Below are 14777 nucleotides of genomic sequence, written 5' to 3'. Positions count from 1 at the left end.
GCCGCCGCTCCGCGCTTCCGAGCCGGGACAACGCGCGATCCTCGCATGAGATCACGCCTATGCGTTTGCCGCCGAGGCCGGGCGCCCCAGATCGGAGGCAGCCAGTCTCCGGGAGTCCGCCATGACCACCGCCATGAACCGCCGCATCGTCCTGGCCTCGCGCCCGCACGGCGAGCCGCGGCCCGAGAATTTCCGCCTGGAGGAGGTGCCGGTGCCGCAGCCCGGACCCGGCCAGGTCCTCCTGCGCACCCGCTGGCTGTCCCTGGACCCCTACATGCGCGGCCGGATGAGCGACGCGAAATCCTACGCGGCCCCCGTGGAGATCGGCGCGCCGATCACCGCCGAGACCGTGGGCGAGGTGGTCGCCTCGAACCATCCCGACCATGCCGTCGGCGACCTGCTGACCGCCTTCGCGGGCTGGCAGGAGTACTGCGTCACGGACGGCAAGGGCTCGCGCAAGGTCGATCCCGCCGTCGCCCCGCCCTCGACGGCGCTCGGCGTCCTCGGGATGCCGGGCATGACCGCCTACACGGGCCTGCTCAACATCGGACAGCCGAAGGCCGGCGAGACGGTCGTGGTGGCCGCCGCCGCCGGTCCGGTGGGATCGCTCGTCGGACAGATCGCCAAGCTGAAGGGCGCTCGCGCGGTCGGGATCGCGGGCGGTCCGGATAAATGCCGCTACCTCACCGAGGAACTCGGCTTCGACGCCGCCGTCGACCACCGCGGCGCCGACCTGCCCGGGGCGCTCGCGGCCGCCTGCCCCAAGGGCATCGATGTCTATTTCGAGAATGTCGGCGGCGCCGTCTTCGCCGCCGTGATGCCGCTGCTCAACCCCTTCGCACGGATCCCGGTCTGCGGCCTCGTCTCGGCCTACAATGCGACCGAGGTCCCGCCCGGTCCCGACCGCCTGCCCGGCCTGATGCGCTCGGTCCTGACCAACCGGCTGCACATCCAGGGCTTTATCGTCTGGGACTTCGCCGCGCAGGCGGAGACGTTCCGCCAGGAGGTCGGCGCCTGGATCCAGGCGGGCCGGGTCCGCTACCGCGAGGACGTGGTCGAGGGGCTGGAGAACGCCCCGGAAGCCTTCATCGGCCTGTTGAAAGGCCGGAATTTCGGCAAGCTGGTCGTGCGGGTTTCATAACCCCGGCTTGCTGCCGAATTGGAACGGATGTAGAACAAACAAATCCGGCGGCGCTGCGGAAAGCGGGCACAAGCCCGTCCCGCAGGTTGCCGCTCCGGAGGCCCGGGCGCATGGTTCGCGCGCCGCCGGGCAAATGCCCTGTGAGATCCGTACGGTCAGGAGAGAGCGATGGCGGGCAGCGTCAACAAGGTAATTCTGGTGGGCAATCTCGGGCGGGACCCTGAGATGCGCCGCCTCGGCTCGGGCGATCCGGTGTGCAACCTGCGCCTCGCCACCTCGGAGTCGTGGAAGGACAAGGCGTCTGGCGAGCGCAAGGAGAAGACCGAGTGGCACTCGGTCGTGATCTACAACGACAACCTCGCCCGCGTCGCCGAGCAGTACCTGCGCAAGGGCTCGAAGGTCTACATCGAGGGCCAGCTCCAGACCCGGAAGTGGACCGACAATTCCGGCGTCGAGAAGTACACCACCGAGGTGGTGCTCCAGCGTTTCCGCGGCGAGATGACGATCCTCGACGGGCGCGGCGGCGGCGGCGACTTCGCCGGCGAGGACGAGGGCGGCGGCCAGATCAGCCGCGGCGGCGATCGCGGTGGTGACCGGGGCGGCGATTTCGGCGGCGGCCGCGCCCAGGGCGGCGAGCGGCGTCCGGCTCCGGCCTCCTCGGGCGGTGGTGGCGGCGGCAGCCGCGGCGGCTACGACCTCGACGACGACATCCCGTTCTAGGCCTGTCGCCGGATCCGGGAATCCCGAACCCGCCGCCTTGCGCGGCGGGTTTCTTGTTGGGGCCGATGCCGGTGCGGCCGGCGCGTCAGATCCGGTAGGGCCGCCGGGACTCGGCGCGATGCGTGAGCAGGCGGATCAGGCCGAAGCCGAGGAGCCCCGTCGCGCCAGCCAGGATGAAGGCCGGCCGAACCCCGGTCCGAACCGCGGCTCGATCGAGCGCCACCTCCAGGCCTCCGGCAATGTTGGCGACCAGCGGCACAACCTGTGTGTCGAGGAACAGCTTCGGTGCCGATGGGCCCGACGGCTTCTTCAGCAAGTAGTCCTGGCCGATCACCAAGCTAACCTCCGTTAAGGTCATCGTATTTCCGCGAACAAAGCTCCGTGGCCGCGGTTTCGATGGAGAACGCCGCGATGCAGCCGGTGTATCCCGCGACTGCAACGGCCCGGAGATCGCCCCTTGGACAAGCCCGAATTCAAGCCGTATGCCCTCCCCGCGGGCGGATGGGGCTCCGCCCTCTCGGTCGGCAACATCCTGAAGCGCGAGGGTGTTCTGGCGAGCGTGCCGGTCGTGCTGAGCCGGCACAACAAGGTCGACGGCTACCAGTGCAACAGCTGCGCCTGGGTAAAGCCGGCGAGCCCGCTGCCGTTCGAGTATTGCGAAAACGGCGTGAAGGCGGTGGCCTGGGAGCTGACCGCGCACCGCTGCACGCCGGACTTCTTCGCCACCCATACGGTCACCGAACTGCTCGACTGGGACGATTACCAGCTCGAGCAGACCGGCCGCCTGACGCATCCGCTGCGCTACGATGCGGCGAGCGACAAGTACGTGCCGGTCTCCTGGGGCCATGCCGTCGACGAGATCGCCCAGGAGCTCCGGGCCGTCGAGGACCGGAAGAAGGGCGCCGTGTTCTACAGCTCGGGCCGCCTCTCGAACGAGGCGAGCTACCTCTATCAGCTCTTCGCGCGGCTCTACGGCAACAACAACCTGCCGGACTCGTCCAACATGTGCCACGAGACGACCTCGGTGGCGCTGCCGGTGAGCATCGGCCAGGCGGTCGGCTCCGTGTCGCTCGACGATTTCGGCAAGTCCGACTGCATCATGTTCTTCGGGCAGAACCCCGGCAGCAACGCGCCGCGGATGCTGCATCCGTTACAGGAGGCGAGCCGGCGCGGCGTCCCGATCATCACCTACAACCCGCTCCGCGAGCGGGGCCTGGAGCGGTTCCTGAACCCGCAATCGCCCACCGAGATGCTCACCGGCAAGGCGACGCGGATCAGCTCGCAATACCATCAGGTCAAGGCGGGGGGCGATCTCGCCGCCATCGCGGGCATCTGCAAGGCAGTCCTCGCCGCCCATGACGCGGCGAAGGCCAAGGGCGGCTCGGTCCTCGACGAAGCCTTCATCCGCGACAACACGAGCGGCTTCGAGACCTTCGCCGACTGGCTGCGCGCCCAGGACTGGGACGAGCTCGAGCGCCGCGCGGGGCTGCATCGCGCCGACATGGAATCCACCGCCCACGTCTACTGCCATTCGCAGGCGGTCATCGGCGTCTACGGCATGGGGCTGACCCAGCACCGGGCCGGTGTCGAGACCGTGCAGATGCTGGTCAACCTCCTGCTCATGCGCGGCAATATCGGCCGCCAAGGCGCCGGGATCTGCCCGATCCGGGGCCACTCCAACGTGCAGGGGCAGCGCACGATGGGGATCACCGAGAAACCCGAGCTGTTCGATCTGGACAGGCTGGGGCAGCAGTTCAACTTCGAGCCGCCGCGCGAGGCGGGCTACAACACCGTCGAGGCCTGCGAGGCGATCCTGCGGGACGAGGTCCAGGCCTTCATCATGCTGGGCGGCAACTTCGCCCGCGCCATCCCCGACCACGGCCAGATGGAGCCTGCCTGGCGCCGCCAGCGGCTGACGGTCAACGTGATCACCAAGCTCAACCGCACCGCGCTGCTGCCGGGTGCCATCAGCTACATCCTGCCGGTGATCAGCCGCCTGGAGATCATCGAGACCGCCAAGGGCCAGCAGGTGCTCTCCATGGAGGACACCTCGGCCTGCGTGCACGGCAACCGCGGCGTGCGGCGCCCGGCCTCGCCGCACCTGATCGGCGAGATCCGGCTGATCTGCGAATTGGCGCAGCGGGTGCTCGACCCCAACCCGCGCGTGCGCTGGGACCTCTATACCGACGATTATGCCGAGATCCGGAAGGAGATCGCCGAGACCCTGCCGGCTTCGTTCTGGGATTACGAGCGGCGCATGTGGGAGCCGGGCGGCTTCCAGCGTGACCTGCCGGCGAATCGGCGGGACTGGCACACGGAATCGGGCCGGGCCAACTTCATCACGCCGACCGGTCTCGACGAGGATGCCGACATGCCCGGCGTCGGGCACGACGTCTTGCGCCTGATGACGCTCCGCAGCAACGACCAGTTCAACACCACGGTCTACGGCTATTACGACCGGTTCCGGGGCATCAAGAACACGCGGAAGGTCGTGCTGATGAACCGGTCGGATATCGATCGGCTCGGCCTCAAGATCGGGCAGCCCGTGACGCTGCGGACAGTGGCCGATGACGGCATCGATCGGAAGCTCTCGGGACTGCTCGTCGTCGCGTACAACATCCCGATCGGCTGCATCGGCGGCTATTATCCGGAATGCAATGTCCTGATGCCGATCTGGCACTACGCCATCGGCAGCAAGACCCCGGCTGCCAAGACGATTCCCGTGACGGTGCACGCCGACAGCGACAAGGTCCTGGCACCGGAGCTGGAATACGCCACCGGCTGAACCACCGGACCTCACCGGCTGCGGATTGTGCGAGACCCATTGGAACGGATACTTGTTTTCGGACATGTTAGACCCGTCATCGGTCCAGATATCCGCTGCCTTGTCGCACCGCCTCATCCGCAAGCTGGCCTACGGCGCCGTTCTCTCGGAGGAGGACCGCGCCGGCCTGATGCACATGATCCGGCACACCCGCGCCGTCGAGGCGCGGCACAGCCTCGTCCGCGAGGGGGAATCGATCCCGCGGGTCCTCGTCATGCTGGACGGATGGGCCTGCCGCTCGAAGCTGCTGGCCAGCGGCCACCGCCTGATCACCGACCTGATCCTGCCCGGCGACATCAGCCACGTGCAGTCGAACCTGCTCGGCTATGCGGATTACTCGGTGACCACCTTGACCGCGGGCGTGGTCGCCGAGATCAACCCTGCCGAGATCCCCGGGGCGCTGGAGCGCTGGCCGGGCCTCGCGCGGGCCGTACGCTGGTCGACGCTCCAGACCGACAGCCTCCTGCGTCAGGCCCTGATCAACAACGGGCGGCGTCTCGCGGCCCCGCGCATCGCCCACCTGATCTGCGAGGTGCGCGCCCGGCTGCAGGCCGTGGACGAACCCGTCAAGCGCGGCTTCGACTGGCCGCTGACGCAGGACGACCTCGCCGACGTGACCGGAATGACGCCTGTTCACGCCAACCGGTCGCTGCGGGTTCTGCGCGACAACGGCCTGATCCTGCTGGACCGGCGCCGGATGCATGTTCCGGATTCGGATCGTCTGGCCGCCTATTGCGAGTTCCGGCCCGACTACCTGCACCACGCCCATGCTCCCTCAAATCCGGTGCGCTGAGGTCATGCCGCTGTACTTCTTCCATCTGCGCACCCCCCACGGCCTGGAGCGCGACGCGTTCGGTCTCGACCGGCCGAGTGTGGAATCAGCCTATCTGGAAGCCTGCCGGACGATTCCGGACCTGTGCGTCGACCTCCTGAACGAGGGCACGGCGCCGCTGGCCTGCGCGTTCCTGATCTGCGATGCGGACGACACCGAGCTGATCGAGGTGCCGTTCAACGAGCAGTTGCACGATGGGCGCAGGCCCGGACGGCCTAATCCGGTCCCGGAGCAGTTCGCCTGCCTGGCGGAGGTCCGGAAGGGGCGGCGGCTGGTCGCCGAGATGCGAGCCCAGATCGCCGAGATGCGCGCGAGCGCGGCCGAGATGCGGGCTGCGGCGCGGCGGGTCTGCCCGAGCATCGAAGCGGCGGGTCCGGCCGAGGCCTAGACGCTTGACCTGCACCCGGCCGGAGCGATGCGGCCCGATCCCTGTGAATGACCGCCTCAAACACGGCTTCACGCCGGAACGGCGATCCGGCCGGCACGTTGACCGGCGCGATCCGCTTGCGGTCACCTCGTCTCACACATCCTGTCAAAGCGAATCGGGTCACGAATGGTCGGTCAGCCACCAGGGTTCGGAAAGGCTGAGCCGCCGGACGACGGTCCGGCGGGAAGTACCGGAACGGGTCCGGCGCAGGGAACCGCGGAGGCGGCGGCCCTGAGCGCGAGCTTCAAGCGGTTCGCCGACGTCGTGCCCTTGATGATGTGGCGCTCCGACGAGAACGGCCACGCGATCCACCACAACGAGTGCTGGCTGGAATTCACCGGGCGGCCTCTCGAAGAGGAACTCGGCCTCGGCTGGCGCAGCGGACTGCATCCTGAGGATTTCGAGCGGCACGCCAAGGTCGTCGCGGACGCCTTCGACGCGCGGCAGCCCTTCACCGTCGAGTTCCGGCTCCGCCGGCACGACGGCGAGTACCGCTGGCTGCTCGACACCGCCCGCCCCCTCGTGGAGGACGGCCGGTTCCAGGGCTATCTGGGCTCCTGCTTCGACATCACCGATCGCAAGCACGCGGAGGAGCATATCGAGCATGCGCTGGCCGAGAAGGAGGCGCTGCTCGCGGAGGTCTACCATCGCGTCCGCAACAATCTGCAGGTGATGGTCAGCCTGATCGGCCTCTACGGCCGGGCGGCGCCGGATCCCTGCCGCGGCAGCTTCGAGGCCCTGGGTCAGCGGGTCCGGGCGATCGCGCTGGTGCAGCAGCACCTGCACGAGGCGCCGCATATCGCGTCGATCGACCTCAAGGATTATCTGCACCGCCTCGCCTCGGGACTCGGGCAACTTCGGCGGGCCGGGCGGATCAGCGTCCAGGTCGGCGGATCGGGGAACGGTCTGGTCGAGCCGCGGATCGCCAATGCCCTCGGCATGATCGTCGCGGAGATCGTGGCCGAGTGCCTCGACGCCACCGCCGAGCACGTTGCCTGCTCGATCACCATCGACATGGAGGCCGCGGGCGACGAGCCCCTGCGCCTGGCGATCGTCTCCGGGGTGAGCGAGATGGCCGCCTCCGGCCGGCCGAACGTGCCGAAGCTTGGGCCACGCCTGATCGCCGCCTATGCGGCGCAGGCCGAGATCGTTGTCCAGGGTGATGCCAGCCCGGCCGATCCCCTGCGCCTGACCTTGCCGACGCCGCGTCCCGGCGCGCAATGACCACCCGCGGCGCAGCGCCCTGTCGCCACACCGGCGCGGGCGGCCTATAGCGGCGCAGATCACTCCGGATCCGGCCGAGCATGCTTCCCCCGATCGACACTATCATCGAGAACTTCGAGATCGTCGAAGACGACGATATGCGGCTCGAGTACCTGATCGAGCTCGGCCGTGCCCTGCCGCCCATGCCCGAGGCGGAGCGGACCGAGACCAACCGTGTCCAGGGCTGCGAGAGCCAGGTCTGGATTAACACGAAGGCGGAGCCGTCGGGCGGAACGCCGCGCCTCGTCCTGCACGGCTTCAGCGACTCGTTCATCGTCCGCGGTTTCGTCGCGCTGATGGTGGCGCTCTACACCGGCAAGACTCCGCGGGAAGCCGCCGAGACGGACGGCCTGGACCTGTTCCGGCAGTTGCGCTTCGGCGCTCACGTGACCTCGAAGCGCTCGAACGGCGTGCGGGCGATGGCAGAGCGCATCCACCGCGACGCGGTCCGGCTCGCCGCGGAGACCTGAGAAGCCGCGCCGTCCTTGCGAGCGGGCGGCTCGGGGCGGCGCCCTATTGCAGATTGTAGCCGCCGACAGGGCCCTTTCACCCGCGCCACAGCCGCAATCGCCCGCGCTCAGGCCCGGTGGCCTCCCGCTCCAAGCCATAATGCTCGGCAAGCCGCCCGAGGGCGATGCGGGCCACGACCTTGGCCGACCGGGCCGGCCAGCGCCGCTCCGCCTCGATTCGCTCCAAGCCCTTCAGGAAACCGCACAGGTCGATCAGCAGGCCCGACAGGTCGCTTCCGACCGCGTCGAGAGCGCCGCGCACGCGCTGCCGGGCCGCGATCACGTGATCCGCCGCGGAGGCCGGGTCGCGTGGGCCGGCGCCATCGACGCGCGGGGCGCCGAACGCGCTTCCCATGCGCGGCAGCAGCGCCGCCGTGGTCATGTCCCGGCGCAACCGCTCTCCCGCCTCGAAGGAGGCTGCGTCGATCAGCGGCGTCCCGTCCCGGTCCCGTCGGCGCACCATCCAGGACAGGGGATTCTCCGAAGCGTTGCGCAAGATCGGCTCCGAACCGCCTTCCACCACGGTGAGGTCATGGTGCTGCGCCGGGAAAGCCATGTCGCCCGGCATGGCCTGCCGCCGCAGCCGCGCCCGGCCGGCAGCCGTGATCGTCAGCTGCGTGCCGGCGGCATTCCACGTCGCCAGATCGGCGGCCGCGAGGACTTGGCCCGATGCCGTCGCGAAGCGTCCGCTGCCGATCGAGACCCCGCCGCCTTCTCGCCGAGCCACCAGGGCATCCTCGACGAGAGCATCGGGCCGCGCGTAAGCGCCAGCCTCACCGAGCCGTGCCAGCAGGCGGGCCGCCTCGACCGGAAGGTCGCTTGTAGCGGTACGTACCCGCTCCGCAACTACGGTCTTGGCAGACTTGTCCTTGTCCTTTTTGTTCATGTTTTGTTCCAACGGTGCTAAGCCGGGTGCGCGAGACCCTGATCTTCTCAGGAAATTTTAGCGCGTCAAGGTATTTTTACCTACAACTCACAGCTATTCCGAGGCGGTCTGTGACCGCAGCGTCGGCGGGCGATGGAGCACATCCGCGATTTCATCTTCCGACTTGCCGCGAACCGCGTAGCCCATCGCCTCGAAGCGCTCGATCAGCGCCGCGCTGGTCGCCGCGGACCGCGCCGCCCATCTCGCGAGCAGGTCGTTCACCTGCTCCAGATCCGCCTCGGGGTGATCGTCCTGCGGATCAGGGGTCGCGACCATGTCGGCACCTCGGCGTCGAACGGCGGCCGTGATCGTCGCCACGGCCCGCGGTTCAACGCCCGAGGTTGTCACGGGCTCCCGATAAGCGTCCGGCGTTTGCGAGTCCGCGGCGGCGCCGGCGGGCTCGGGATCCGGAGGCAGCGAACGTGCGCAGGCTGGCAGCGTCAGCGGGCCGGGTTCCGGGTTCCGCGGCGCGGCCTTGGAATGACCGGGCGATCCGCACGGAACTCCGCGTCTCCCATCTTCCTCCGCGACACACGCGTCGGGCCCCGGTCCTGCGCCCCTGGCGCCTTGCATCGCGGCGCCCGGCGGGACACATCCCCTCACCCGGATGTGTGGGGATCTGACGGAGAGACGATGACGGAGATCGGCCACGGCTTGCACGCTCAATCCATCGGCGCGCCGGTCGCCGAAGCCCGGCCGCGGCGCTTCAGCGTCCACGGGCAGGAGGTCACCGACCCTTACGCGTGGCTGAAGGCCGAGAACTGGCAGACGGTCCTCAAGGACCCGGCCGCCCTCCCCGAGGATATTGCCGCCTACCTCAAGGCCGAGAACGCCTTCTCCGAAGCGGCGCTCGCCGGGACCGCGGCCTTGCGCCAGACTCTGGTCGCCGAGATGCGCGGGCGCATCCAGGAGGACGAGAGCGGCGTGCCGGAGCCCGACGGGCCGTTCGCCTACTACACCCGCCACCGGGAGGGCGGGCAGCATCCGCTGGTCTGTCGCCGCCCGGTGACCGCGCCGGACGTGCCCGAATCCGGGCCGGATCCGGACGAGACCATCCTCATCGACGGCGATCGCGAGGGCGAAGGCCTGCCGTTCTTCGAGATCGCCGCCGCGGTCCATTCCGACGATCACACCCGGCTGGCTTGGAGCGTCGACACCAAGGGCTCCGAACTCTACACGATCCGGGTTCGCGATCTCGCCACCGGCCTCGACAGCGACGACCGCGTCGACGCGACCTCCGGCGAGGCAGTCTGGGCCGGGGACGGGAAGAGCTTCTGGTACGTAGCGGTGGACGCCAACCACCGGCCCGCCAAGGTCATGCGCCACCGCTTCGGCACCCCGCAGAGCGCGGACGAGACCCTCTACACGGAAGCCGATGCCGGCTACTTCGTGCATATCGGCAAGACCCAGTCCGGCGCGTTCCTCGACGTGACGGCGAGCGACCACGAGACCTCCGAGGTCCGGCTGCTCGACCGCCACGCGGAGGGCGCACCCTTACGCCTCATCGAGCCGCGCACGCCGCTGCTGATCTACGGGGTGGAGCATCGCGGCGACCGGCTGTTCATCCGGACCAACGCCGACGGCGCCGAGGACTTCAAGATCGTCACCGCCCCCCTCGACGATCCGGGCCGCGCCACCTGGACCGACCTCGTGCCGCACCGGGCCGGTGTGATGATCCGGCACCTGCACGTGCTCGCCGGCCACCTGATCCGGCTGGAGATCGAGAACGCCAGGCCGCGGATCGTCGTGCGCGCCCTCACCGACGACACCGAGCACACGGTTGCGTTCGACGAGGAGGCCTATTCCCTCGGCCTGCGCGCCGGGCTCGCCTTCGACACGGCGACGATCCGCTTCGTCTACTCGTCGATGACGACGCCGTCGGAGACCTGGGATTACGATTGCGCGAGCCGGAGACGGACCTTGCGCAAGCGGCAGACGGTGCCGAGCGGGCACGATCCGGCCGCCTACGTGACCCGGCGGCTCTTCGCCACCGCGCCCGACGGCGAGCAGGTCCCGATCTCGCTGCTGCACCGGCGGGATCTCGCCCTCGACGGCAGCGCGCCGCTGCTGCTCTACGGCTACGGCTCCTACGGCACGTTGATGCCGGCGGCGTTCCGGACGAACCTGCTCAGCCTCGTCGATCGGGGTTTCGTCTACGCCATCGCGCATATCCGCGGTGGCACCGAGAAAGGCTGGCGCTGGTATCTCGACGGCAAGCGCGAGAAGAAGCCCAACACCTTCACGGACTTCATCGCTTGCGCGCGGGCGCTGATCGAGGCCCGCTACACGTCAGAGAAGCGCATCGTCGCCCATGGCGGGTCGGCGGGCGGGATGCTGATGGGTGCGGTGGCCAACCTCGCACCGGAGCTGTTCGCCGGGATCGTCGCCGACGTGCCCTTCGTCGACGTGCTCAACACCATGCTGGACGCGGAGCTGCCGCTGACCCCGCCGGAATGGCCCGAATGGGGCAACCCGGGGGAGAGCGAGGCCGCCTTCCGGACGATCCTGTCGTACTCGCCCTACGACAACGTCGCCGCCAAGGAATACCCGGCGATTCTGGCGCTCGGCGGGCTCACCGACCCGCGGGTGACCTACTGGGAGCCGGCGAAGTGGGTCGCGCGGCTGCGGGCCACCATGACCGGCGGCGGGCCGGTGCTGCTGCGGATCAACATGGAGGCCGGCCATGGCGGCGCAGCCGGCCGGTTCGACCGGCTCGAGGAGGTCGCGCTGATCTACGCCTTCGCGCTCATGGCGGTGGGGAAGGCGTAGAGCTCGAACGGATACCTGCGCTGTTCCAAGATCCCTGCGCCCGCGGGCGAGACGCCCTCTCCCTCGGACGTACCTGGCGGATTCAGACCGAGCCGCCCGGCGGGTACGACGCGGAGGATGAGCCCGGTGTCCCCGCCTGCTCCGTTCGGCACGGTGGGGACCGTCGCGCACGAAGGCTTCAACCCGACCGGACAGAACGCATCGCGCGACCCGGTCGCCGGATGCGCCCGGGAAACCCCTTGGGTCTCCGGTGTTCCCGTAGTGCCGACCCTGGCGCACGGGGCCGCCTGTCTTCGTTCGGAGAGTCCGTTCTTGCCCGAGGCGACCTATCCACCGCTCGACGTGCTCAAGCCCGTGGCCGACGGCCTCTGGATCGTGGACAGCGGCCCCCTGCGCGCCCTCGGGATCCCGCTCCCGGTCCGGATGACCGTGATCCGGCTTCGCGACGGCTCGATCTGGCTGCACTCGCCGACGCGCTACGATCCGCAATTGCACCAGGACATTGCCGCGCTGGGGCCCATCCGCCACATGGTCGCGCCGAACATCGCCCACTGGACCTTCCTGAAGGAGTGGCAGACGCATTGTCCGGAAGCACTGACCTGGGCCGCCCCGAACCTGCGCCAGCGCGGGCAGGTCCGCCGCTCGGGCCTGCGCATCGACCGGGTGCTCGATGACGCGGCGCCGCCGGAATGGGCCACGGACTTGCGCCAGGTGGTGGTACCGGGCGGCCTTTCGTTCCGGGAGGTCGGGTTCTTCCACGGGGCGAGCCGCACCCTGATCCTGACCGACCTCGTCCTCAACTTGGAACCGGCCAAGATGCCGGCGCTCCTGCGCCCGCTCCTGCGGCTCGCCCGCATGACCACGCCGGACGGGCAGCCGCCGCCCTATCTGCGCCTCGTGATCAGGCTGCGGCGGCGCGCGGCCGTGCAGGCGGTCTCGGAGCTCCTCGCGCTGAAGCCCGAGCGGGTCGTGTTCGCCCACGGCCTGTGGTTCATGCGGGACGGCGCCGCGCACCTGCGGCGATCCCTGCGCTGGCTCGGCGCGTTCGACTGATCGCGCCAGCCCGGTCCCGCACCCGGCTCAGGACCCGGCGGCGAGCTGCCGGATGATCCAGAGCCGCGCGGCACCGAGATCCTCGAACAGGGAGGGCGCCACCGGATTGACCGGGCCGAACCCGGCTTCGAGGAACCATTTCCCCGCATCCGCGCCGTGCTGCTCGGACAATCGGACCAGGACCGCGACGAGGAAGCCGTCCGCGAAGACGAGCTGGCTCTCGGCATCGTCGCTGTTCGTCGCGACCTGCACGGGCTGCAGGCTCAGGATCATGCGGCGATCGGCTTTCCAACAGGGATTCCGGACTGAGGACCCACCATGCTCGCGATCAGCGACACCCCTCATCCGCACCTCTTGGCCAATCAGCCCGTTTCGCCGAAGTTCCGAGCCAGTCATGCCCTGGAACACCGCCAGGACCGTCCGGTTGGCCAATCATGGATCGGCGGCGCAGAACGGGATCTTCCATCGATGATCGGACGATGGCCCGCGGGCTGGCCTGGTTCGGAATCGGCCTGGGCTTGGCCGAGACCTTCGCGCCCCGTCGCGTCGCCGAAGCGACGGGGCTGGAGGGACACGAGGGCCTCATCCAGATCTACGGGCTGCGCGAGATCGCCTCGGGTGTCGCGATCCTGGCCGCGGACGAGCCGGAGCGGCACCTCGGCCTGCGCGTGGCCGGGGACGTCCTGGACGGCGGCTTGCTGGCGGCGCGGGCCACGCCCTCCAACCCGAGACGGGGCCGCACCCTCGCGGCCGCCCTGGCAGTGGCGCCGATCGTCCTGCTGGACACCGCCTTCTGGCTGAAGGCCAACACCCGGGCCAAGACCCGGACCCGGCGGATCCCCAGCAGCCCGGCCGAGCTCCGCCACGTGCGCTACAGCGCCGATGTGGAGACGATCGCGGCGGACGAGGACGCGACGATCGATCGGATCGTGGAGTCACAGAAGCGGCTGCACGCCCGGAATCTCAAGACGTTTGGCCGCCCGGTACGCGCCTCGCACGGCAAGCTGCACGGCGCTGCACTGGGCGAGCTGGAGGTGCTCCCGAATCTGCCGCCCTGGCTCCGGCAGGGCCTGTTCGCGGAGCCAGGACGCTACCCCGTGGTGGCGCGACTCGCCAACGTTCCGGGCGAGATCGCGTCCGACGCGGTCGCCACCCAGCGCGGCTTCTCCTTCAAGGTCATCGGCGTTCCAGGCGCGATGCTGCCCGGGCATGCCGGCGAGCTGACCCAGGATTTCGTGCTCGACAGCGGTCCCCGCTTCGCGGCCGGGACAGCCCGGCAATTCCTGGCGAACCATCTCGCGCTGGAGCACGGCCCGCAGATCCCGGACGGCGTGAAGGCGGCCGTCTCGTCTGTGGCGCGGGCCGGAAACGCGGCCCTCGACGCCGTCGGCGCCGGCAGCGCGATGCTCGACTTCTTCGGCCATCCCCGGGTGCATCCGCTGGCGGAAGCCTATTTCTCGCAGGCGCCCCTGCGCTTCGGCGCCTACATCGCCAAGCTCGCGGTCGTTCCGGTGGGGGCCGCCCAGCGCGCCCTCGCGGACGCGACCGTCGACCCGGCCCAGGATCCGGACGCCCTTCGGACGGCCACGGTTGACTACCTGCGCGAGCACGACGCGGAATTTGACGTGCGCGTGCAGCTCTGCACCGATCTGGATCGGATGCCCGTCGAGGATGCCAGCGTCGCCTGGCGCGAGGACGAGAGTCCCTACCAGACGGTAGGCCGGCTCCGCTTCCCGAAGCAGGACGCGTTCAGCGCGGCACGCCGTGCCTATGTCGACGAGGCCCTGTCGTTCTGCGTCTCGCACAGCCTCGCGGCGCACCGGCCGCTCGGCTCGATCAACCGGGCCCGGATGCGCGCCTATCCCGAGATGGCGCGCATCCGGAGGGAGGCCGGCGCGCATTCCGTGCGGGAGATCCGGTCCATCGCCGAGGTCCCCGCCTGACGCGGGGACACAGCCGTCGGATCAGGCGCCGGGCGGATCCATTCCGACCGAGCCCTCCGCTCGGTTCAGGGCACTGACCCGCGGGCCGCGAAGCCCCGGGTTCTGCTGCTCGAGGGCGTCCAGCACGGCATTGGCGGCGCCGATGATTGCGCCGGGCGAGCCGCCCGGGATCTCCGGCCGGATCGCCTCGACGAGGCGCGTCAGGAATGTCTGCTCGACCTGCGGGTGTTCGGCCCCTTGAGCCTGGCGCCAATAGGCGGCGTGAACGTTCTCGGCGATCGTGCGGGCCGTCCGATCGACGCCTGGGGTGTCCTGCTCCATTGCTTACCTGCCTCGATCCCTATGCTGAGAAAGAGAAGGGTGGTCCTGAA

General features: G+C 69.5%; 15 protein-coding genes. 10 read left to right on the top strand and 5 right to left on the bottom strand.

Annotated features, from left to right (window positions below; all coding sequences use genetic code 11):
• Positions 1–121: 121 nt before the first annotated feature.
• Positions 122–1141, top strand: coding sequence for an NADP-dependent oxidoreductase (locus ABIE45_RS08155; protein ID WP_192706251.1), 1020 nt, complete (start codon positions 122–124; stop codon positions 1139–1141).
• 168 nt (positions 1142–1309) lie between these two features.
• The gene (ssb, locus tag ABIE45_RS08150) at positions 1310–1861 is read left to right on the top strand and encodes a single-stranded DNA-binding protein (RefSeq protein ID WP_192706250.1); all 552 of its coding nucleotides are present in this window, start codon (positions 1310–1312) and stop codon (positions 1859–1861) included.
• 85 nt (positions 1862–1946) lie between these two features.
• On the opposite strand, the gene ABIE45_RS08145 is transcribed toward ssb, so the two are convergent.
• Positions 1947–2219 (bottom strand): hypothetical protein, encoded by a 273-nt coding sequence (locus tag ABIE45_RS08145; protein WP_373622236.1) that lies wholly within the window; start codon positions 2217–2219, stop codon positions 1947–1949.
• Between the two features lie 99 nt (positions 2220–2318).
• On the opposite strand from ABIE45_RS08145, the gene ABIE45_RS08140 reads away from it, so the two are divergent.
• From ABIE45_RS08140 to ABIE45_RS08120, 5 genes are all read left to right on the top strand, one after another.
• Entirely contained in the window at positions 2319–4646 is a 2328-nt protein-coding gene (locus ABIE45_RS08140; RefSeq protein ID WP_192706249.1) for an FdhF/YdeP family oxidoreductase, read from the top strand.
• Positions 4647–4746: 100 nt separating this feature from the next.
• On the top strand, positions 4747–5478 hold the full coding sequence (locus ABIE45_RS08135) for a Crp/Fnr family transcriptional regulator (protein ID WP_192706248.1): 732 nt from the start codon (positions 4747–4749) through the stop codon (positions 5476–5478).
• 4 nt (positions 5479–5482) lie between these two features.
• A complete protein-coding gene (locus ABIE45_RS08130; RefSeq protein WP_192706247.1) occupies positions 5483–5905 on the top strand; it encodes a hypothetical protein in 423 nt (140 codons plus the stop codon).
• Between the two features lie 165 nt (positions 5906–6070).
• Positions 6071–7168, top strand: a complete 1098-nt coding sequence (locus tag ABIE45_RS08125) for a PAS domain S-box protein (RefSeq protein WP_192706246.1) — start codon at positions 6071–6073, stop codon at positions 7166–7168.
• Positions 7169–7248: 80 nt separating this feature from the next.
• Positions 7249–7677 carry a SufE family protein gene (locus ABIE45_RS08120; RefSeq protein ID WP_192706245.1) on the top strand — a complete coding sequence of 143 codons (429 nt, stop codon included), beginning with the start codon at positions 7249–7251 and terminating at the stop codon, positions 7675–7677.
• A 76-nt stretch (positions 7678–7753) separates the two neighbouring features.
• Here the strand turns inward: ABIE45_RS08120 and ABIE45_RS08115 are convergent, their stop codons facing one another.
• Both ABIE45_RS08115 and ABIE45_RS08110 read right to left on the bottom strand, forming a co-directional pair.
• Positions 7754–8602, bottom strand: a complete 849-nt coding sequence (locus ABIE45_RS08115; protein WP_373622233.1) for a DUF6456 domain-containing protein — start codon at positions 8600–8602, stop codon at positions 7754–7756.
• A gap of 93 nt (positions 8603–8695) precedes the next feature.
• Positions 8696–8917: a hypothetical protein gene (locus ABIE45_RS08110; RefSeq protein WP_192706244.1), complete on the bottom strand. Its 222-nt coding sequence runs from the start codon at positions 8915–8917 to the stop codon at positions 8696–8698.
• Between the two features lie 357 nt (positions 8918–9274).
• On the opposite strand from ABIE45_RS08110, the gene ABIE45_RS08105 reads away from it, so the two are divergent.
• Both ABIE45_RS08105 and ABIE45_RS08100 read left to right on the top strand, forming a co-directional pair.
• Positions 9275–11410 carry a S9 family peptidase gene (locus ABIE45_RS08105; RefSeq protein ID WP_192706243.1) on the top strand — a complete coding sequence of 712 codons (2136 nt, stop codon included), beginning with the start codon at positions 9275–9277 and terminating at the stop codon, positions 11408–11410.
• 312 nt (positions 11411–11722) lie between these two features.
• Positions 11723–12463, top strand: coding sequence for a DUF4336 domain-containing protein (locus ABIE45_RS08100; protein ID WP_192706242.1), 741 nt, complete (start codon positions 11723–11725; stop codon positions 12461–12463).
• A 27-nt stretch (positions 12464–12490) separates the two neighbouring features.
• Here the strand turns inward: ABIE45_RS08100 and ABIE45_RS08095 are convergent, their stop codons facing one another.
• Positions 12491–12736 carry a hypothetical protein gene (locus tag ABIE45_RS08095; protein ID WP_192706241.1) on the bottom strand — a complete coding sequence of 82 codons (246 nt, stop codon included), beginning with the start codon at positions 12734–12736 and terminating at the stop codon, positions 12491–12493.
• A 206-nt stretch (positions 12737–12942) separates the two neighbouring features.
• On the opposite strand from ABIE45_RS08095, the gene ABIE45_RS08090 reads away from it, so the two are divergent.
• Positions 12943–14406, top strand: coding sequence for a catalase family protein (locus ABIE45_RS08090; RefSeq protein ID WP_210331509.1), 1464 nt, complete (start codon positions 12943–12945; stop codon positions 14404–14406).
• A gap of 21 nt (positions 14407–14427) precedes the next feature.
• Here the strand turns inward: ABIE45_RS08090 and ABIE45_RS08085 are convergent, their stop codons facing one another.
• Positions 14428–14727, bottom strand: a complete 300-nt coding sequence (locus ABIE45_RS08085) for a hypothetical protein (RefSeq protein WP_192706240.1) — start codon at positions 14725–14727, stop codon at positions 14428–14430.
• Between the last annotated feature and the right edge of the window lie 50 nt (positions 14728–14777).

The organism is Methylobacterium sp. OAE515, from assembly GCF_041806315.1.
Classification (GTDB): domain Bacteria; phylum Pseudomonadota; class Alphaproteobacteria; order Rhizobiales; family Beijerinckiaceae; genus Methylobacterium; species Methylobacterium tardum.
Note: the sequence above shows the minus strand (reverse complement) of the source record. Positions and strands in the feature narration are given on the sequence as shown.

Bases quoted from the DNA above. Each gene is read 5' to 3' on its own strand.
- ABIE45_RS08155 (WP_192706251.1), top strand. From the start codon at position 122: ATGACCACCGCCATGAACCGCCGCATCGTCCTGGCCTCGCGCCCGCAC.
- ssb (WP_192706250.1), top strand. From the start codon at position 1,310: ATGGCGGGCAGCGTCAACAAGGTAATTCTGGTGGGCAATCTCGGGCGG.
- ABIE45_RS08145 (WP_373622236.1), bottom strand. From the start codon at position 2,219: ATGACCTTAACGGAGGTTAGCTTGGTGATCGGCCAGGACTACTTGCTG.
- ABIE45_RS08130 (WP_192706247.1), top strand. From the start codon at position 5,483: ATGCCGCTGTACTTCTTCCATCTGCGCACCCCCCACGGCCTGGAGCGC.
- ABIE45_RS08125 (WP_192706246.1), top strand. From the start codon at position 6,071: ATGGTCGGTCAGCCACCAGGGTTCGGAAAGGCTGAGCCGCCGGACGAC.
- ABIE45_RS08120 (WP_192706245.1), top strand. From the start codon at position 7,249: ATGCTTCCCCCGATCGACACTATCATCGAGAACTTCGAGATCGTCGAA.
- ABIE45_RS08115 (WP_373622233.1), bottom strand. From the start codon at position 8,602: ATGAACAAAAAGGACAAGGACAAGTCTGCCAAGACCGTAGTTGCGGAG.
- ABIE45_RS08110 (WP_192706244.1), bottom strand. From the start codon at position 8,917: ATGGTCGCGACCCCTGATCCGCAGGACGATCACCCCGAGGCGGATCTG.
- ABIE45_RS08105 (WP_192706243.1), top strand. From the start codon at position 9,275: ATGACGGAGATCGGCCACGGCTTGCACGCTCAATCCATCGGCGCGCCG.
- ABIE45_RS08095 (WP_192706241.1), bottom strand. From the start codon at position 12,736: ATGATCCTGAGCCTGCAGCCCGTGCAGGTCGCGACGAACAGCGACGAT.
- ABIE45_RS08090 (WP_210331509.1), top strand. From the start codon at position 12,943: ATGGCCCGCGGGCTGGCCTGGTTCGGAATCGGCCTGGGCTTGGCCGAG.
- ABIE45_RS08085 (WP_192706240.1), bottom strand. From the start codon at position 14,727: ATGGAGCAGGACACCCCAGGCGTCGATCGGACGGCCCGCACGATCGCC.